This window comes from Streptomyces sp. NPDC030862 (genome assembly GCF_055571835.1).
The window spans coordinates 208,402-226,889 of the sequence record NZ_JBVIEN010000011.1; the positions used below are offsets into that span (position 1 = coordinate 208,402).

Genomic DNA, 18,488 nt, shown 5'->3' on the forward strand with positions numbered 1-18,488 from the left:
GTTCCGTACCGTAGGGGGTACGGGGCGACGGAGGACGCCGGGCGAGGAGGCCGCACATGGCAGCCGGACTACGAATGGGGCCGGTACTGCGGTACGTCGACTGGAACGGCGGCGGCCGCGCCACCGTCTGGGTCGAGACCGACCACCCCTGCACGGCGGAGGTCCGCTGCGCCGACGGCGCCGGCGGCGAGACCCGCACCTTCCGGGTCGCCGGCCACCACTACGCGCTGGTCCAGGTCACCGGCCTGTCGCCCGGCACCACGACCCCGTACGAGGTGCTGCTGGACGGCCACCGGGTGTGGCCGCCGGCCGATGCGCGGTACCCGGCGAGCACCATCACCACGCCCGGCCCGGGCGGCACCGACCCGCTGCGGATCTGCTTCGGCTCGTGCCGCTGGTCCGCGCCGCCGGGCGACGGCAAGGACCCGGTGGGCCCGGACGCGCTGGACAAGCTCGCCGCCCGCCTGGCCGCCGACCCCACCGCCGAGCGCCCCGACGTGCTGCTCCTCATCGGCGACCAGGTGTACGCCGACGAGACGTCCGCCGCGACGCGCCGCCGGCTGGGCGCCCGCCGCGACCTGCGCGAGCCGCCCGGGGCGCAGGTGGCGGACTACGAGGAGTACACCTACCTCTACGACGAGTCCTGGCTGGACTCGGGCGTGCGCTGGCTGCTGTCCACCGTGCCCAGCTGCATGATCTTCGACGACCACGACGTCGTCGACGACTGGAACACCAGCGCCGCCTGGGTCGCCGACATGCGCCGCACGGGGTGGTGGCGGGAGCGGATCCTCAGCGGGCTGATGTCGTACTGGGTCTACCAGCACCTCGGCAACCTCTCCCCCGACGAGCTGGACGCCGACCCGCTGTACGCGGCGGTGCGCGCGGCGCCCGACGGGACCGAGGTGCTGCGGCGGTTCGCGGCGGAGGCGGACGAGGACCCGGCGCGGGTGCGGTGGAGCTACCGGCGGGACTTCGGGCGGACGCGCCTGCTGATGGTGGACACCCGGGCGGGCCGGGTGCTCGACGAGAGGCGGCGGGCCATGCTCGACGAGGCGGAGGAGCGGTGGCTGCGCGACGAGGCGCTGGCGGACCGGGCCGCCTGCGACCACCTGCTGATCGGCACCTCGCTGCCGTGGCTGCTGCCGCCCCTGATGCACGACGCGGAGGGCTGGAACGCGGCGCTGTGCCGGGGTGAGCGGGGCGCGCGCTGGGCGCGGTTCTCGGAGGCCGTGCGCCGGAAGGCGGACCTGGAGCACTGGTCGGCGTTCCCGGAGTCGTTCGAGCGGCTGGCGCGGCTGCTGGCGGAGGCGGGCAGCGGGCCGGACGCCCCGGCGACGGTGTGCGTGCTGTCGGGCGACGTGCACCACGCGTACGTCGCGGAGCCGGTGTGGCGCGAGGCGGCGCCGCGCTCCCGGGTGCTGCAACTGACCTGCTCGCCGGTGCACAACCGCATCCCGGGCTCGCTGCGCTGGGGATTCCGCTTCGGCTGGAGCGGGGCGGGGCGGGTGCTCGGGCACGTGCTGCGGCGCCACGGGCGGGCGCCGAGCCCGGTGGTCGACTGGCGCCGCACGGGAGGGCCGTGGTTCGGCAACCAGCTGATGACGCTGACGCTGCGTGGGCGCTCGGCGCGACTGCGGCTGGAGCACGCGCGGGAGGGGGGCGGGCTGGTGACCGTCCAGGAGGAAGCGGTGACGCGTGGGGTGTGACGCGTGGGGCGTGGGGCGTGACGCGTAAGGGCGCCACCGCGCCTGTGAACGTCCGGTGAATGTCCCGTACAGGCATGTCTCGATCCAGCACACAGCGGACAGTGATGCTCTCACCAAGGCTTCGGTGGGGGCGGCGTCACCGGCATGATGAGCGTTCCGCTTGCCGCACCCGCCTGCCTGGGGAGTCCGTGTCTTGTCCGTTCCGCCCGCACTCGCCCCTGCCATAGCCCTGGTCGGCGCCGGCCCCCGCGGTACGTCGGTGCTGGAGAGGCTCTGCGCCTCCGTGCCGGAGCTCGCCCCGGGAGCCCCGCTGACGGTCCACGTCGTCGACCCCGCCCCGCCGGGCGCCGGCCGCGTCTGGCGCACCGACCAGCCCGCCGAGCTGCTGATGAACACGGTCGCCTCCCAGGTCACCGTCTTCACCGACGACAGCGTGCGCTGCGAGGGCCCGATACGCCGGGGGCCGAGCCTCTACGAGTGGGCCGCCACCCGCTCGTACGGACTCGGCCCCGACGACTACCCGACGCGCGCCTGCTACGGCGCCTACCTGGAGTGGGCGTTCACGCGCACGGTGCGCGAGGCGCCGCCCGAGGTGACCGTACGGGTGCACCGGGCCCGGGCCGTGCGCCTGACGGACGGCTCCGACGGCCCCGACGGACCGCAGACCCTGGAGCTGGACGACGGCACGGTGCTGACCGGCCTCGCCGCGGTCGTCCTCGCGCAGGGCCACCTGCCGTCGGCCGCCGGCCGGACGGAGGCGGAGCTGGGCGCGTACGCGGAACGCCACGGCCTGCGCTACTTCCCGCCCGCCAACCCTGCGGACCTCGACCTCTCCGGCCTCGCGGCCGGGGAGCCGGTGCTGCTGCGCGGCCTCGGCCTCAACTTCTTCGACCACATGGCGCTGCTGACGGAGGGCCGCGGCGGCACCTTCGAGCGGACGGGCTCGGGCTCCGGGCTGGTGTACCGGCCGTCGGGGCGCGAGCCGCGCCTGTACGCGGGGTCACGGCGCGGTGTGCCGTACCAGGCGCGCGGCGACAACGAGAAGGGCGCGTCGGAGCGGCACGAGCCGGTGCTGCTGACGCCGGACGTCATCGAGACGTTCCGCAAGCGGGCGGAGGCGGGCGATCCGCCGGACTTCCTGGCCGAGGTCTGGCCGCTGGTGGCGCGGGAGGTGGAGACGGCGTACTACGAGAAGCTGCTGTCGGCCCGCTCGGGCGCCACCGCCCTCGGGTTCCGCACCCGCTACCTGGCCGACCCGGACGCGACCCTGGACGCGTACGGCGTGGCCGTCGCGGACCGCTGGTGCTGGGACCGGCTCGCGCGCCCGTACGGCGACGAAACGTTCCGCTCGCCGGCCGAACACCGCGCCTGGCTGCTCGCGTACCTGCGCCGGGACGCCGCCCAGGCGGCGCTCGGCAATGTCACGGGCCCGCTGAAGGCGGCGCTGGACGTGCTGCGCGACATCCGCAACGAACTGCGGCAGATCGTGGACCACGCGGGCCTGTCGGGCGCGTCGCGCCGCGACCACCTCGACCGCTGGTACACGCCGCTGAACGCCTTCCTGTCCATCGGCCCGCCGCGCCGCCGCATCGAGGAGATGGCGGCGCTCATCGAGGCGGGGGTGCTGGAGGTGGTCGGCCCGCACCTGCGCCTCCGCACCGAGGCCGGCACCTTCGTCGCGGAGTCACCGGAGGTGCCCGGCTCGGCCGTGGCGGCGACCGCCCTGATCGAGGCGCGGCTGCCCGAGCCGGACCTGCGCCGTACCGGCGACGCCCTCCTCGCGGACCTGCTGGCGGCGGGCGAGTGCCGTACGCACGTGGTCGACGGGTACGACACCGGCGGCCTGGACGTCACGCCGCGCCCGTACCGCCTGATCGACCGTCATGGGCGGGTGCACCCGCGGCGGTTCGCGGTGGGCGTGCCGACGGAGGGGGTGCACTGGGTCACGGCGGCGGGCGCCCGGCCGGGCGTCGACTCGGTGACCCTGTCGGACGCGGACGCGGTGGCGCGGGCGGCGCTGCAGGCCGCCGCGCGACCTGACACAGTCAGATTGTTGAAGTTGCAAGCAATGGTGAGGGCGACCTAACCTGGGCCTCATCGGTACGTCCCCGCCGAACAGGAGTTCCCCCATGTCCGCACCCGTGTCCGCACCCGCGCCCGCACCCGTGTCCACGCCCACGCCCACGCCCACGCCCACGCCGACCGCCCGCCTCGACCAGGCCCGCCCCTACGCCCTCGGCCTGTTCCGCGTCGTCGTCGGCCTGCTCTTCCTCTGCCACGGCGCCGCCTCGCTCTTCGGCGTCCTCGGCGGCGCGGTCGGCGGCGGCACCGTCCCGGTCGGTGCCTGGCCCGGCTGGTACGCGGCCGTGATCCAGCTCGTCGGCGGCGCCCTGGTGCTGGTCGGCCTGGGCACGCGGACGGCCGCCTTCCTCGCCTCGGGCTCGATGGCGTACGCGTACTTCGCGGTCCACCAGCCCATGGGCCTGTTCCCGCTGGAGAACGGCGGCGAGGCGTCGGCGCTCTTCTGCTGGGCGCTGCTGCTGCTGGTGTTCACGGGCCCGGGCGCACTGTCCCTGGACGCGCTCTTCACCTCGCGCGGGTCCGCGGCCGTGGCGGAGGAGTCCGGCAGGACGGAGGCTCGCGCGGGCGCGGACGAGCGCGGCAAGAAGGGCGACCCGGTCGCCGCCTGACACCCCGCCGGGCGTACGCTCTGGGCCTGTGCAGCCGCCCTGCGGCGCGGGACCGGGGAGTGAAGGTGCTCGAAAGCGTGGGGTCGCTGACCGCCGGCCCATGGATCTACGCGGCCGTCGCCGTATCCGTCATCCTCGACGTCTTCCTGCCGGTCCTGCCGAGCGGCGTCCTGGTCGTCACGGCCGCCACCGCCGCCGCCACCGGCACCGGCTCCCTGCTCACCCTGACGCTGTGCGCGGCCGCCGCCTCCCTGGCCGGCGACCTCGCGGCGTACGCCCTGGCCCGGCGCGGCGGCGCCCGCCTCGACCGGGCCATCGCCCGCTCGCGCCGCCTGACCACCGCGCAGGAACGTCTCGGCGCGGCGCTGGCCCGCGGTGGCGGCCTCCTCGTCGTCATCGCGCGCTTCGCCCCGGCGGGCCGCTCGGTGGTCTCTCTGGGCGCGGGCGCGGCACGCCGCGAACCCGGCGAGTTCCTGCCGTGGTCGGCGCTGGCCGGCGTCGTCTGGGCGACGTACAGCGTGGGCCTCGGCTACCTCGGCGGCCAGTGGCTCGGCGCCACCTGGACGGCCGTGGCGGTCTCGGCCGTGGCGCTCGCCCTGGCCGGCAGCCTGGCGGCCTACGTCATGCGGCGCCCTGCTCCTGCTTCCTAGGGCTCCTGGAGCCGCGCACCTCGAGGTCTTCCAGCAGCGCGCGGGTCGCCTCGGCGACCTGCTCCACGGCCCGCTCGAACACCTCGCGGTTGTGCGCGGCGGGGACGTGGAAGCCGGAGACCTTGCGTACGTACTGGAGGGCGGCGGCGCGGATGTCCTCGCCGGTCGCCTCGTGGGAGAGCGCGGGCGGGCGGAGGGTCTTGATGCTGCGGCACATGCCTCCAGTCTGCCCCCGCGCTTCAGCCGCCGCGGCGTTCCCGCTCCCGCTGCTCCTCCCTGAAGCGCTCCACCGGGTACGTGGCCCAGTCCGCGCGGTGCAGGTGGCACCGCCCGACCCCGACCATGGCCAGCCGCCGACAGGTGCCGCCGTTCTTGGTCGGCGCACCGCACGGGGACTGCGTACGAGCCATGACTCCGCCTCCTGCCTCTCCGACGCCAGGGTCCCCCTCCCCCAGCGTGGAAGCTCCCCCTCCAGTCCGGCAGGGCGCGCACCCGATGCCGCCACGGCACGCTCCGTCGCGCACGCGGGCCGGGCGGTCGCGTGCGCGACGGCGGCGACGGGCGGCGCGCGGGCGGCTTAGGGTGGGCGGATGCGACGATCATGGTGCGACCGCCGGGGGCGCACCCCCGGAGCGAGGACCGGCGCCGAGTGAAGCCCGACCTGCCGCACCTGCCCTACGACCCGGAGCGGGACCGCACGCCTCTGCGCTGGGTCGTCGGCGTCCCTCTGGTGATCCTCGACGTCCTGATGGCGGGACTGTGCTTCGCGGCCTACCGCACCCAGCCGCAGGGCGTCTGGGACGACGGCGCCTACGCCGGCATCGACGCCGTCTGCCTGTTCGTCCTGTTCCTCGGCTTCTGGGCCGTCCTCCTCGCCCTGCTGCCTTCGCGGCGCCGCGTGCTGAGCCGGTGGTGGCTCGCGCCGCCCCTCGTGCTGATGGTCCTGGCGGTGGTGCGGGCGGCCACGGTCTGATCGCGGCCGCCGCGGACTCCGCCCATGCGGAGGAGACCGTGCGGACCTACGCTCGAAGAGGACCGACGTACCGCGCATAAGGGAGGCAGGCACCATGTCCAAGCGAGGAAACAAGCGCCGCGCCCGCAAGAACCGCAAGGCGAACCACGGCAAGCGCCCCAACTCCTGACCGGGTCGGCGGCGTTGTCAGTGGTGGCTGCCACCATGGCCGCATGAGCCACGTGATCACCCGGAAGACCATCACTCTGAGCAGCACGCTCGCCTATCTGCGGGGCGGCGAGCCGACCGACCACCAGCGGCGCATGCTCGACGAGATGCGGCAGCACGCCGAGGCCACCCAGCGACGCCTGGACCACCAGGACATCGACTGGGGCCTCACCGTCCCGCAGGCTCTGGAGCACCTGGTCTCCGGACGGGCCGACGCGGAGGGCCCGTGCGTGGGCAACGCCTACTACACCGCGCTGCTGTCCATCATCGAGTGCACCGGCTCCGACCCCATCGACGTGGGCGTCTATTCCAAGCCGTCCACGTTCTTCGGGCGCATGGACGACGAGCTCGCCCGCCTCGGAGTCCCCGCCGACCTGCTGCCGCACCGCATCCTGTACGCGGACCTGCCCGACGGGATCCCGTTCCACATCCCGGGCCCCGTGGACGGCTACCCGGCCATCGGCCACCTCCCCCTGTCCAAGGCCAAGGCGGTCGCCGACGCGTACACGGCCGTACTGGACCGCATGGACGACGCCTTCACGTACGACGCCAAGCACCTCATCGAGATATTCGAGACCGAGCACGAGGAGTGGCAGAGCGCCCTGAAGTACGGCCACACCATGGACACACTGCTGTTCTGGATCAGCGGCTGAACCCACGCTGCCGAGGGCTGCTATGGTGCCACCGAGTGCCGACCGGTCGGAGAACCCTTGAGGTCCGCGGTCAAGGGGGGCGGGCACAAAGGGGTCCCCGGGAGCCACCTCGGGACTCTTCACAGGCCGCAACCCCGCCCCCCTCAGCTCAGCCCACGGTTCACGTGCCCGGGCCACAGCTCACATAACGGTGCGGACATGACGACACGCAAGACGAACAGGACCCGAGAGCCCCGGCTCCCGGACATCCGGCTGCCTCCGCTGCGGCCGTACGCGGACGGCGCGCTCGCGGTGGACGAGGCTTACGACGGGCTTGAGTTCACCGACGTCGACCTCCACGGGCAGAACGGGCGGGGCGCCCGCTTCACGGAATGCGCCCTCGTCCGGTGCTCACTGGACGAGACCTCCCTGCGGCGGGCGCGGTTCGCCGACTGCCTCCTGACGGGCGTCCGCGGGATCGGTGTCGACCTCGCCGAGGCGTCGCTCAGGGATGCGGAGCTGGCCGACGTGCGGTTCGGCGGGCTCCAGCTGCACGGCGCGACACTGGAGCGGGTCGTCGTACGCGGCGGCAAGATCGACTACCTGAACCTGCGGCAGGCCCGGCTGAAGGACGTGGTCTTCGACGGCTGCGTACTGGTCGAGCCCGACTTCGCGGGGGCGCGACTGGAGCGGGTGGCCTTCCGCGACTGCGCACTGCGGCAGGCCGATTTCAGCGGCGCCCTCATGGCGGACGTGGACCTGCGGGCGGCCGGAGACCTGGACATCGCGCGCGGCGTCGACCGCCTCTCCGGCGCGGTGATCAGCCCGTCACAACTGCTCGACCTCGCGCTGGCGTTCGCGGCGCAGCTGGGCGTACGCGTGGAGGCGATGCCGGTCGACGGCGCGCGGTAGCGCGTCAGTCGATACCGGCGGTGCACGTGGAGGTGCTGCCGTCCGCGGCCGTCAGGGTGACCGGGGCCCGGTAGCAGCCGGTCGCCCCGGTGAACCGGGCTGTCCGCGGTCCGGTCGGGGAAGGTCCAGGTGATGAGGCCGGCCTCCTGGTCCAGGCCCCACCGGTCGGCCGGCCTCAGTCCCCAGGACAAGGGTGCGCGAGCCGACTGCTGGCTCATGTCCTCACCTTGCAGCAGCAGTTCACTCGGTGGGTCAGTCGAAGAGGGCGACGAGCCCGTTGACCCAGATCGCGAGGAAGGCGAGGACCGCCACCAGGCAGCCTGCCCCGGCCAGGAAGCCGGAGACGGACCACCCGCCGCCGTCCTCCTCCGCCTCGGACACCTCCTCGTCGTATGGCACCGCGTCCCAGTCGACGTCGCGCCCCACGGCCTTGGAACAGGCCGCTCGTACCGCCGCCAGCTGCTCCCGCGCGAAGGCGGAGGGGGCGAGGGACTCAGGGCCGCGCCAGGCGAGTGCGCGCATGCGCCACGAAGCCGTGCGGTAGCGCGCCTCGAAAGCGGCGGTCTCGGCCTCGTCCCGGTCCTCCTCGAGGTACATCCAGCGGCCGGCTTCCGCGGCGTCGCCGTAGAGCCGGTACACCTCGGCCAGGCGCCGGCGCAGCGCCAGGTCGTTCGGGAAGGACGACACCAGTCCGCGCAGGCGCTGGCGCGCGACGGGCACACGGCCGACGGCCAGGTCGGCCTCGACCCGGGCGAGGGTGTCTCTCAGGGGCATAAACGTATGATCGGCTACCGCGGCGGCCGCCGTCGATCCGATTTCAGCGGCAGAGCCCCAGCCGGACCACCTCGTGGGCGAAGCGCTCAGCGAGTCGGACGGCGTGGGGAGCGCTCTCCCGCTGGGCCGTCACGGAGAAGGTGTGGGTGCCGGCGTACGAGGTGAAGGCGGCCAGGGCGCCCATCCGGGGCGGGAGGCAGGAGACCACGTGCAGCGTGCCGACCCGCCGGCCGGCCAGACGCAGCGGCGCCTCGCTGAGCCGGAAGTTGGAGCAGGAGACGGTGGCCATCCGGGGGTTCGCCATCAGCCACTCGCCGACGGTGTCCAGCGCCCGCGGCCCGAGACGCGAGCCCAGCGCCGTCACCAAGGAAAACCCTCCCCTCGCCCGCCCGCGCGCCTTGTTCACGGCCATGGCGCGGTGCACTGCGCGCAGACGGCCGACGGGGTCGTCCACCTCCAGGGGGAGCCGCAGCCGCACCGACGACACCACATTGCCCAGCCGGTGCTCCAGCCCCAAGTGCGGCCGCAGGTCGACCGGCACCGCCGCGTACACCCTCGCCGGCGGCCGCACCCCGGGCCGGCGGCCCGGCACCGTGCGCAGAGCCCCCGTGAAGGCGGCCAGCACGACGTCGTTCACGGTCACCGCCGCCTCGCCCGCGGCGCGCCGCGCCCGCTGCACCACGTCGTCGTCGACCGTGGACCAGGCCGCAGACCGGCCCGTCCCCGTGGGGCGGCGCGTGACGGACGCGGGGACGACGACCCCGCGCAGGCACGCGACCTCCTCCCGGAGGCGCCGTGCGAACCGCGGACCGGACTCGTTTTCCCGGGCGGCGGCGACCTGTTCACCGGTGAGTCCACCGGCGTCGTCGCACAACAGACGCATCACCGTGCCCACCGACGAGCCGTCCAGCAGGGCGTGGTGGACGAGGAACACGAGCGCCTGCCGACCCTCCTGCCAGGGCAGCAGGCGCACCTCCCACAGCAACCCCCCGGGCCGCTCGGGCAGAACCCGCTCCAGCAACGAGGACACCGCCCCTGGCAAGGACCCACCCGGCGGAACCCGCAGCGCGGACACCGGCGGCGGCTCCTCCCCGCGCCCCGCCGCGCACCAGCGATACGTCCCGTCGTCGGCGGCGCTCCACCACAACCGCCCGGCGTTCCTCCACCGCCGCGCCACCAACTCCGCGACCTCCGGCACGGACAGGGGCGCCCCCTCCACGGAGAGAACGGCGGCAAGGGTCCACGGCGTCCCATGCCGCCGCTGAAGACCGGCCAGCATCGCGTCCACCGGCGACATCGCCACGAACATGCCCGCTCCACCTCGATCCGCCCCGACTCTGGGGAAGCCGCCCTAGGGCCGAACGGAGGTGGACCGGTGGACTCGTCCTGCTCACCCTTCGGCAAGTCAAGAACCGAACAGGGCCGGGTGCGGACACGGCTCCGGAGGGGCACCCGGCCTATCCGCCCACTGCCACCAGATGTGCCGCTGCGGGCAACCCCACACACCGCGGCAGACGCGCTTCCCGTCCTCTGCCCGCTCACACAGAACGAACCCGCCGAATCGCATCGGCCGGCCGCAGTCGGGGCACAGGGGAGGGTCAGCGGACGGCATGGCCGCACGATACCGGCGCCGCCCGCCTCCCCACGCCGTCCGAGCAACGCCTAGGCCGGCTGTTGCGACTCGATCCCGGGCCCGTAAACCCTCACCCAGCCGCCATCCCGTCCTGCCATCCCGGCTGCCGCCGGTCCACACAGCGTGAGGCGGTCGGCCACGTGGCCCAGCCGCTCAGGAGGCTTCCCGGCCGTGAGCGGCCATCGCCGTTGTCGCCGGACACAGATGGCGAAAACCCCCAGCCGTGATCGACTGGGGGTCTCTGTGCACTGGTGGGCGCGGACGGTTTCGAACCGCCGACATCTGCTTTGTAAGAGCAGCGCTCTACCCCTGAGCTACGCACCCGTGGAGTGAGGCAACAGCGTACATCGCTCCCTGGTGTGTCCTGCAAACCCGTGGCAAACCCGTGGCCTGAGGCGTGGCCGGCCACAGCGGCGTGCGGGGGTTGTCCCTACCCCGGGAAGGGTGGGTCCCCGGATCGCGGTCGAGCGCGCGGTTACGTAGCGTAAAGGGGACACAGCAGCTCTACCTGGGGGTTCATCGTGGCCGGACGCCGTACGCGTCACCGTATTCGTACTTTTGTCGCCGTCGGCGGGGCCGCGCTCGTCGCGGTGGGGGTCACCGGGTGCGGTGAGGCCGATGTGGCGGGCGCGCCGGTCGAGAGGAAGGTGTTCGCGTTCGAGGGGGAGGCGCTGACCATCGACTCGGAGAACTCCGAGCTGGTGCTGGTGCCGGCCGATGTGAAGGACGTGGAGGTCAGCCAGCAGATCGACGGGTGGGTCGTCGCGGGCGAGGGGCCCACGCCGAGCTGGCGGCTGGAGGGCGGGAAGCTCACGCTGCGTGTGAAGTGCGACGCCGTGATCAGCGACTGTCAGTCGCGGCACGAGGTGAAGGTGCCGCGCGGGGTCGCCGTCACCGTGCAGGGTGACAACGGGAGCGTGAGCGCCGACGGGTTCCGTACGGCGCTGAAGGTGCAGGCCGACAATGGCCGGGTCGTCGTGAGGGACGCCACGGGACCGCTGGAGCTGCAGAGCGACAACGGCGAGATCGTCGTGGAACGGGCCGTGTCGAAGAGCGTGATCGCGCGGGCGGACAACGGCGTGACGCGGCTCGCGTTCGGGGCGGCGCCCCAGCGGGTGGAGACCACCGGTGACAACGGCGAGATCACGGTCGAGCTGCCCCGCGGGAAGACCGCGTACGCCGTCGAGACGCGCAGTGACCACGGCGAGGTGAAGGTCGACGTGCCCCGCGACGGGAGCAGCCCTCACATAGTCAAGGCACGGAGCGACAACGGGCACATCACCGTGCGGACGGCGGACTCGGCGAGCTGACCGGGCGGATCCGGGGCACCGACGGGGCGAACTGAACGGCCCGTGTGTTCGTCCTTACCTGGTGGGAGAATGACCGGGCAGGGGCGGACACGGCACGGGAGCGGGATGTGACGGCGACACACGCGCGGCGGTACGCGACGGACGTCCTCGCGCTGGTGCTGCTGCCTGTGCCGCTCCTGATCGCCGCCGCGCCGGCCGCCTTCGCGGGCGGCGGCACCCGGCGCTGGTTCGGCGGGCGGGGCGACAGCCGGAGGGCCGACGCGCAGGCGGCCAAGGATGCCGCGGCCGCGGCGTTCTACGAGCTGGACAGTGCACAGCGGGACCTGCGGATCTCCATCGAGACGATCACCGCGGTCGACGGTTCGCCGGCCGCGCGGCGGGCCGTGGACGACTTCGCGGAGCTCGGGCGGCGCATCGACGAGGTGAGCCACGCGTACATCACGGCGGTGGACGCGTACGACCTGGACCGGGACGACCTCGACGGCTCCACCGCCGCCAGGGCGCGCGGCGAGCTGAACCGCGCCAAGGACGAGCTCGTACGGGTCAAAGGCGAGCTGGACCGGTTCGAGCAGGGGCTGCGGCCCTTGCTCGACCAGGCGGAGACGCAGCTGTCGCGGCTGGCGCCGGCGGTGGAGCGCGCGCGGGCGGCGCTGCTGTCCGCGAGCACCGCTCTCGACGCGGTGCGCGGCTCCGGTCTGCGCGCGGACGATCTCGCGGCGCGGCTCGCCTCCCTCGCGCCCGAGCTGACCAAGCTCAACGAGGGCGCGGGCCGGCACGGTGTCGCCGAGACGCTGCAGCGCGCCGACCGGGTCGTACGCGACGCCGAGGCCGTACGCGGGGAGGCCGAGCGGCTGCCGGAGCGTGCCGCCGAGATGGCCAAGCGGCTCGTCTCCCTCCGCACCCGCGCGCAGGCGCTCGCCAACCGCGCCGCCTCCGTGGAGCCGGTCCTCAGCGAGCTCCGCCGCCGGTTCACCCTCGCCTGCTGGCAGGACCTCCAGCCCGTCCCCGAGCAGGCGGCGCGCGGCGTCCGCCAGGCGGAGGAGAAGCTGGAGGAGGCGGCCAAGGCTCACGCCGAGCAGCGCTGGGCGGACGCCACCGCGCTCCTCGGCACGGTGCGGGCGCTGCTGAACAGCACCGACGAAGCCGTATCGGCCGCCGGTGAGCGGCTGCGGCGGCTCGACGCCGTGGCGGGGGATCCTCAGCAGGAGATCGAGCGCACCCGCTTCGCCATCCGCGACGCCCAGCGCCTCGCCATGGCCGGCCGCAACACCCCCGATCCCCGTCACGCGCGCCCCCTGGACGACTCGGTCGCCCGGCTGGAGCGGGCCGTCGCCGGGCTGGAGGCGGGCCCCCACCCCGACTACTGGCACTTCCTGAAGGAGACCGAGGCCGTGCGGGCGACCGTGGCGCGCGTGGTGGAGCTGATCCGGGAGGAGCGCGCTGGGGGCGGCGGGACTCCGGGCGCCGGCAGGCGAGGGGTCTGAGCCGGACGGGCTCCGCACGGGCGTACGCCTCGTTAACCTGGGTCCATGCCTCGTTACGAATACCGCTGCCGCAGCTGCGGCGACACCTTCGAGCTGAGCCGGCCCATGGCCGAGTCCTCCGCTCCCGCCGCCTGCCCCGCCGGGCACGACGACACCGTCAAGCTGCTGTCGACCGTCGCCGTCGGCGGCGTCGCCTCGAAGGGGGCCGCGCCCGCACCGGCCGCCGGCGGTGGCGGTGGCGGTGGGTGCTGCGGCGGCGGGTGCTGCGGCTAGCCGGAGGCCGCGGCCTCCCAGGGGCTTCGGCCGGGGGGGCGGCGGGGACGGCTTCAGGGTCCCTTCAGCCACCGGTTCCTAGCGTGGCTCCATGGAACGCTGGATCAACAGCCTCATGGACACGCTGGGCGCGCCCGGCGCCGGAGTGGCCATCGCCCTGGAGAACCTCTTCCCGCCGATCCCGAGCGAGGTGATCCTCCCGCTGGCGGGCTTCGCCTCCGCCACCGGCCGGATGAGCCTCACCGCCGCGCTGCTGTGGACCCTCGCCGGCTCGGTGATCGGCGCGCTCGCGCTCTACGGAGCCGGGGCGGCGCTCGGCCGGGACCGTATGGTCTCCCTCGCCGTGCGGCTGCCCCTGGTGAAGGCCGCCGACATCGAGCGGACGGAGGCGTGGTTCGCCCGGCACGGCACCAAGGCGGTGTTCTTCGGGCGGATGATCCCGGTCTTCCGGTCCCTCATCTCCGTTCCCGCCGGGATCGAGCGGATGCCCCTCCCCCTCTTCCTCGCGCTGACGACGGCCGGCAGCGCGATCTGGAACACCGCCTTCGTGCTCGCCGGTTACGCCCTCGGCGACAACTGGGCCGACGTCACCCGCTACGTCTCCCTCTACTCCACCGCCGTGCTGGTGGCGGCAGCGGGCGCGGTCGTCGTCTTCGTGGGCGTACGGCTGCTCAGGCCGGGTACGGGAGCGCGGCGGAGCGGATGAAGCGGCGCAGGATCTCCTCGCCCGCAACGACGCCCTTCTCCTCCAGTACGTCGACGTGGTCCGCGCTCCAGCCCGTGTCGGCGAGCTCCCCGTGGCCCGGCCGCCAGGCCCGGTCGGCGGCGAGCAGCAGGTCCGCGTCGAGGAGGGAGTCCCCCGCGGCCAGGACACGGGACGCGCCGGTGCGTCGGGCCACTTCCCGCATGGCCGCGCTCTTGGTCAGCGGCTTCGGCACGGCGTACACCTTCCGGCCCTGGAGAGACACGGTCCAGCCGCGCTCCTCCGCCCACTCGGCGAGCTCCTTCACCCAGCCCGCCGGCAGCAGGGCGCGCTCGACGACGAGGTAGGCGAAGAGCTCCTCGGCGACCCGCTCCTTGAGCAGCCAGGCGGGGTCGGCGGCGGCCAGCAGGTGGGCGCGGACCTCCTCCAGCGTGGCGCACTCGTCGGCGAGGCGGCCGGCGACCGTGCGCTGCCAGCCGGCGTCGGTGACGCCGTCGACGAGGAGGTGCCCGCCGTTCGCGCAGATCGCGTACTCCGGCGCCGGGCCGGGGAGTTTGATGCGGTGGTACTGCTCGCGCGTGCGGGTGGTGGTCGGTACGAAGACGGCGTGGCGCGGCAGGTCGGCGAGGAGCGTGGCGGCGGCCTCGGTCACGTACGACAGCGGCTTGTGCTGGTAGACCTCGACGCAGAGCAGGCGCGGCGCGTCGGCGTCCGGCATGGTCAGGCCGAGGGCGGCGGGCGAGTAGATGAGGGTGCGGTCGAGGTCGCTGGCGACCATCGTCACGGCGGTCATCGGCCCGAGACCGCCTTGCCGTCGGCGCCGGTGGCGCCCCGCGTGTACTGGGGGTGGATGAGGCCGACGCACGTGTACGGCAGGCCGTCGACCTCCTCGACCGGTACGCCGCGCTGGTGGGCGAGGAGGCGTACGTGGTCGAGGTCGGCGCCCGCGCCGCGCTGGGCGAGGATCTTCCAGGGGACGCGGCGCAGCAGGACGCGCGTGGTCTCGCCGACACCCGGCTTGACGAGGTTGACGTCGTGGATGCCGTACGCCTCGCTGATCCGCTCGACGGCCGCCCAGCCCTCCCAGGTCGGGGTCCGGTCGGTGGCGAGGAGCTCCTTGACGTCGGCGTCCACGGCGTCGGTCACCTCCTCGAAGCGGGCGGTGACGGTGTCGAGGAAGTCGCGGGAGACGTCCGCCGCGGCGAGCTCGCGGTAGTACTTGGCGCCGTGGTAGTCGGCCGGGCCGACCAGGTCGGCGCGGAGCACGGTGCGCGATATCAGCCCGGAGACGGTGGAGTTGAGGCAGGCGGAGGGGATCAGGAAGTCCTCGCGGGTGCCGTAGGTGCGCACGCAGGAGCCCGGGTCGGCGAGGACCGCGATCTCCGGGTCGAAGCCGGGGAAGTCGCTCAGCGCCTCGGCCAGTTCGCGGGTGATGGCGCCCTTGCCGGTCCAGCCGTCGACGAAGACGACGTCGGCAGGGTTGTGGTGGGCGGCGAGCCAGCGCAGCGCGTTGGCGTCGATGCCGCGGCCGCGCACGATGGAGACGGCGTAGTGGGGCAGGTCCAGGCCGTGGCGGTGGCGCGCCCAGCGGCGCATGAGGACCCCGACGGGCGTGCCGGCGCGCGCGAGCGATACCAGCACCGGCCGCGGCGACCGCTCCGCGAGGACGGTCTCGGTGACGGTGCCGACGGCGCGGGCGATGCGCGCCGCGGACGCGGTGAGCGCGGCCCGGTACAGCTCCTGGTACTGCGGCGTCGGCTGGTACTCGACGGGCAGCGACTCGGCGTAGTGCGCGCCGCCGCGCTGGATCGCCTCCTCCCGCTCCTCGGTGGGCGCCTCCAGCTCGACGCCGGAGAGGTCCTGGAGGAGCCAGCCGACCTCATCCGGGGCGTAGGAGGAGAAGGCGGGGCCGCGGAGGGGCTCGGGCAGCATGAGGTCCGTTTCGGATTCGGATGCGGAGTCGGATGCGGGTTCGGATGCGGAGACGGGGACGGGGACGGGGACGGGGACGGGGACGTACGACGGTACGACGGCGAGCACGACGCGCGGTATGTGGGCGGCGAGTTGGGCCAGCAGCCCGTCCGGGGCGTGCAGGGCGGGCGTGTCGGCGGCGGAGTCGACGACGGCGACGACGGCGTCGAAGCCGGCGCCCGCGACGTTGTAGGCGTACCGGTCGCCGGGGCCGTCGGCGGGGTCGTCGTGGGCGGGGAAGACGAGCCGGGTGCGTATGGCGTAGCCGGGGTCGTCGACGGCGAGGACGGGCGAGCGGGTGGTGGTGGAGTACCGCACCTCGGCCGCTCCGGCGCGCCGCTCCAGGGCGACGGCGAGCGCGAGGGGCGCGTACATGAGCTCCTCGGAGCCGAGGACGAGCACGCGGGGTGGAGTATCGGGCCCCGCGGGCATGGAGGTGGAGGCCGGCGCCGGCAGGTCCAGTGCTTCCGCGAGGCGTTCCGCCATGGCCGGGAGCGCGGCGTCGAGGCGGGCGCGGTGGTCCGGCGTAAAGCCGTGGCGACCGCCGTCGGGCACTCCGGCGGGCCAGCCGAGTTCCACGCGGCGCACCGCGCCGGGGCTCGCGGCACCGGGCGTACCGACCGGCGACGCGGGCGGCGGGTACGCGGCGACCAGCGCCTGGCCCCGTTCCAGTACACCCTCCGGCAGGCGCACGGTGCCCGAGGCCAGCGCGACCAGGTCCACCCGGGCGCCGATCTCGGCGGCGAAGGCGGACAGCCGGGCGCGGTCGGCGGGGGCGCGCATGTCGACCAGGGCCACGATCACATAGCGGTCGCGCGGGTGGCTCTCATGGAGGGCCCGCACCGTGTTGAGCACGGTGTTCCCGGTGGAGAACTCGTCGTCGACCAGTATCAGCGGCCCGCCGCCCGCCAGCAGCTCCGGGTCCTCGGGCAGCAGGAGGTGCGAGGTGGCGTGCGAGTGGGACTCCTCGAAGCCGCCCGCGCGCGGGACCCCCGGCACCGGGCGGCGCGTGGAGTGCAGGTACGGCGCGACACCCAGCCCGTCCGCGACCGAGTGGCCGAGGCCGGTCGCGGTCTCCGCGTAACCGAGGACGACGGCCCGCCGGGCCTCGGCTGGGCCGAGGAGTTCACGGACGCGGACGCCGAGGTCGTAACCGGAACGCCACACCACCGTCGGGCTCTGCGGTACGTGCTTGCCGAGCACGTTCGAGACGAGCAGGTGCGCTCGCTTGGGGTTGCGGCGCAGGGCCAGGCCCAGCAGCTCGCGCAGCGCGGGGTCTCCGTCCAGTTCGACGCCCAGCCGCTCGGCTACCCACGTGCCCGACCACACCACGTCGTCGTTCCCCCTCACGGCCCTCACAGGCCCAGTCCGGCGGTGAGCAGCTCCACGAAACCGACGTCCTCCCTGGCGACGCCGAACACCTCGGCGCGCTGGAGGGTCCGCTCGGCCCAGGCGCGGTGCGGCTTCACCTCGTTCATCTTGTTCGTGTACGCGGAGCGCAGCACTCCGCCGCCGCCCCGCTCCGGCCGCAGGATGTCCTGCGCGTCGCTGAACTCCTCGTGGCTGACGACGGACAGCGCGTGGACCGGCATCACATGCGACGGGTGGATGCAGGTCTTGCCGAGCAGGCCGTTGGCGCGGTCCAGTTCGATCTCGCGCAGCAGCCCGTCGAGGTCGTGCTCGATCAGCGCGGTGCGCAGCTCGTCGGCGCGCTGCTCCATGAAGGGGCTGCGGCGCAGCTGTGGCTTGAACATACGCTCGCCGAGCCGGAAGTACTCCCACACCGGCCCGGTGATCGTGAAGCCGGTGCCGTCGGAACGGCCCAGCACGTTCACCACGTCGCCGATCACGCCCGCGACGATCTGCACGTCGTACGCGGTCATGTCGGGCGAGCGGCGCAGCCCGTACGCGGAGCAGAAGTCGGTCACGCCGAGCCGCAGTGCCAGCACCCGGTCGCGGTACTTGTCGACGATCCGGCCGATGCCGGTCAGCGTCTCGGCGCGGGTCTCCAGGTGGAGCAGCTCGGGGGATTCGAGGACGGGCATGGCGAAGAGTCGCCGCCCACTGGCGGACTCGGCGTCCGTGAGCGCCTCCAGGAACGCCGCGCCACGCTCCTCCGTGAACTTGGGTAGTACGAATCCGGACAACAGTCGGCCGGCCTCGCCGAGCCGCCGTATGAGGTCGGATATCTGCGCGGGCTCGCGGACCCGGACGAAGAGCAGGGGTGTTTCCGCGCCACGCACGTGAAGGTCGGTGAGCTGCCGGACGAGGTTCTCCTCAGCCCCTTCAACCTCACCGTCATCAATGGAATCCTCCAGGCACAGCACCATCGATACGACCCCGCGCCCCACCTGTTTCAGTACGTCGTCGGCGAGGTGCGGACGCGTGGCAGGGCTGTAGAGGGTGGCCCCGAGGGCCGCCGCCAGGAGTTTCGCCGGGGAGTCCGCGGTGAACTCGCACGGCTGCCGGTGGAAGAGTCCGGCCCGGGCAGCGGACGGGATGTGCCCGAAATGACGCATATAACTCCCCGAACTGCCCTGAGGGCCGCGATGACATGTGGCCGGTAATAG

Annotated in this window: 19 protein-coding genes and 1 tRNA gene; 12 read left to right on the plus strand and 8 right to left on the minus strand. The window is 73.8% G+C overall.

Annotation, left to right across the window (positions count from 1 at the left end):
• Positions 1-56 precede the first annotated feature (56 nt).
• From ACZ42X_RS28170 to ACZ42X_RS28185, 4 genes are all read left to right on the plus strand, one after another.
• A complete protein-coding gene (locus ACZ42X_RS28170; RefSeq protein ID WP_468295636.1) occupies positions 57-1,706 on the plus strand; it encodes an alkaline phosphatase D family protein in 1,650 nt (549 codons plus the stop codon).
• Positions 1,707-1,899: 193 nt separating this feature from the next.
• Positions 1,900-3,792, plus strand: coding sequence for an FAD/NAD(P)-binding protein (locus ACZ42X_RS28175; protein ID WP_468295639.1), 1,893 nt, complete (start codon positions 1,900-1,902; stop codon positions 3,790-3,792).
• A 43-nt stretch (positions 3,793-3,835) separates the two neighbouring features.
• Positions 3,836-4,396 (plus strand): DoxX family protein, encoded by a 561-nt coding sequence (locus ACZ42X_RS28180; RefSeq protein WP_468295642.1) that lies wholly within the window; start codon positions 3,836-3,838, stop codon positions 4,394-4,396.
• 65 nt (positions 4,397-4,461) lie between these two features.
• The gene (locus tag ACZ42X_RS28185) at positions 4,462-5,046 is read left to right on the plus strand and encodes a DedA family protein (RefSeq protein ID WP_468295645.1); all 585 of its coding nucleotides are present in this window, start codon (positions 4,462-4,464) and stop codon (positions 5,044-5,046) included.
• Here the strand turns inward: ACZ42X_RS28185 and ACZ42X_RS28190 are convergent.
• Together ACZ42X_RS28190 and ACZ42X_RS28195 are read right to left on the minus strand one after the other, a co-directional pair.
• The gene (locus tag ACZ42X_RS28190) at positions 5,018-5,263 is read right to left on the minus strand and encodes a DUF2277 domain-containing protein (RefSeq protein WP_468295648.1); all 246 of its coding nucleotides are present in this window, start codon (positions 5,261-5,263) and stop codon (positions 5,018-5,020) included. The two genes, ACZ42X_RS28185 and ACZ42X_RS28190, sit on opposite strands and share 29 nt — an antisense overlap.
• 22 nt (positions 5,264-5,285) lie before the next feature.
• On the minus strand, positions 5,286-5,456 hold the full coding sequence (locus ACZ42X_RS28195) for a hypothetical protein (RefSeq protein WP_468295651.1): 171 nt from the start codon (positions 5,454-5,456) through the stop codon (positions 5,286-5,288).
• A 239-nt stretch (positions 5,457-5,695) separates the two neighbouring features.
• Between ACZ42X_RS28195 and ACZ42X_RS28200 the strand changes: the two genes are divergently transcribed.
• From ACZ42X_RS28200 to ACZ42X_RS28215, 4 genes are all read left to right on the plus strand, one after another.
• Complete coding sequence (locus tag ACZ42X_RS28200; RefSeq protein WP_468295654.1) at positions 5,696-6,019, plus strand: hypothetical protein; 324 nt, start codon at positions 5,696-5,698, stop codon at positions 6,017-6,019.
• Positions 6,020-6,113: 94 nt separating this feature from the next.
• Positions 6,114-6,188, plus strand: coding sequence for a 50S ribosomal protein bL37 (locus ACZ42X_RS28205; RefSeq protein WP_403550818.1), 75 nt, complete (start codon positions 6,114-6,116; stop codon positions 6,186-6,188).
• 43 nt (positions 6,189-6,231) lie between these two features.
• Positions 6,232-6,879 carry a DUF7691 family protein gene (locus ACZ42X_RS28210; protein WP_468295657.1) on the plus strand — a complete coding sequence of 216 codons (648 nt, stop codon included), beginning with the start codon at positions 6,232-6,234 and terminating at the stop codon, positions 6,877-6,879.
• Positions 6,880-7,077: 198 nt separating this feature from the next.
• On the plus strand, positions 7,078-7,770 hold the full coding sequence (locus ACZ42X_RS28215; protein WP_468295659.1) for a pentapeptide repeat-containing protein: 693 nt from the start codon (positions 7,078-7,080) through the stop codon (positions 7,768-7,770).
• 252 nt (positions 7,771-8,022) lie between these two features.
• Here ACZ42X_RS28215 and ACZ42X_RS28220 read toward each other — a convergent pair whose 3' ends face one another.
• The 3 genes from ACZ42X_RS28220 to ACZ42X_RS28230 form a co-directional block, all read right to left on the minus strand.
• Positions 8,023-8,544 carry a DUF6584 family protein gene (locus ACZ42X_RS28220; RefSeq protein WP_468295662.1) on the minus strand — a complete coding sequence of 174 codons (522 nt, stop codon included), beginning with the start codon at positions 8,542-8,544 and terminating at the stop codon, positions 8,023-8,025.
• 43 nt (positions 8,545-8,587) lie between these two features.
• The gene (locus tag ACZ42X_RS28225) at positions 8,588-9,853 is read right to left on the minus strand and encodes a WS/DGAT domain-containing protein (RefSeq protein ID WP_468295664.1); all 1,266 of its coding nucleotides are present in this window, start codon (positions 9,851-9,853) and stop codon (positions 8,588-8,590) included.
• A gap of 573 nt (positions 9,854-10,426) precedes the next feature.
• Positions 10,427-10,501, minus strand: a tRNA-Val gene (locus tag ACZ42X_RS28230).
• 266 nt (positions 10,502-10,767) lie between these two features.
• On the opposite strand from ACZ42X_RS28230, the gene ACZ42X_RS28235 reads away from it, so the two are divergent.
• The 4 genes from ACZ42X_RS28235 (at position 10,768) to ACZ42X_RS28250 (ending at position 13,950) form a co-directional block, all read left to right on the plus strand.
• The gene (locus ACZ42X_RS28235; protein ID WP_468295667.1) at positions 10,768-11,487 is read left to right on the plus strand and encodes a DUF4097 family beta strand repeat-containing protein; all 720 of its coding nucleotides are present in this window, start codon (positions 10,768-10,770) and stop codon (positions 11,485-11,487) included.
• Between the two features lie 107 nt (positions 11,488-11,594).
• Positions 11,595-12,971 (plus strand): hypothetical protein, encoded by a 1,377-nt coding sequence (locus tag ACZ42X_RS28240; protein ID WP_468295670.1) that lies wholly within the window; start codon positions 11,595-11,597, stop codon positions 12,969-12,971.
• Between the two features lie 45 nt (positions 12,972-13,016).
• Positions 13,017-13,244: an FmdB family zinc ribbon protein gene (locus ACZ42X_RS28245; protein ID WP_361414040.1), complete on the plus strand. Its 228-nt coding sequence runs from the start codon at positions 13,017-13,019 to the stop codon at positions 13,242-13,244.
• Between the two features lie 91 nt (positions 13,245-13,335).
• Positions 13,336-13,950, plus strand: a complete 615-nt coding sequence (locus ACZ42X_RS28250) for a DedA family protein (RefSeq protein ID WP_468295673.1) — start codon at positions 13,336-13,338, stop codon at positions 13,948-13,950.
• Here ACZ42X_RS28250 and ACZ42X_RS28255 read toward each other — a convergent pair.
• The 3 genes from ACZ42X_RS28255 to ACZ42X_RS28265 are packed head-to-tail and all read right to left on the minus strand — an operon-like array spanning position 13,916 to position 18,437.
• Positions 13,916-14,740: an HAD family hydrolase gene (locus ACZ42X_RS28255; RefSeq protein ID WP_361414034.1), complete on the minus strand. Its 825-nt coding sequence runs from the start codon at positions 14,738-14,740 to the stop codon at positions 13,916-13,918. The two genes, ACZ42X_RS28250 and ACZ42X_RS28255, sit on opposite strands and share 35 nt — an antisense overlap.
• Positions 14,737-17,247 (minus strand): phosphoribosyltransferase, encoded by a 2,511-nt coding sequence (locus ACZ42X_RS28260; protein WP_468295957.1) that lies wholly within the window; start codon positions 17,245-17,247, stop codon positions 14,737-14,739. The genes ACZ42X_RS28255 and ACZ42X_RS28260 overlap by 4 nt, the downstream gene beginning before the upstream one ends.
• A 26-nt stretch (positions 17,248-17,273) precedes the next feature.
• A complete protein-coding gene (locus tag ACZ42X_RS28265; RefSeq protein ID WP_468295676.1) occupies positions 17,274-18,437 on the minus strand; it encodes an HpcH/HpaI aldolase/citrate lyase family protein in 1,164 nt (387 codons plus the stop codon).
• Positions 18,438-18,488 lie beyond the last annotated feature (51 nt).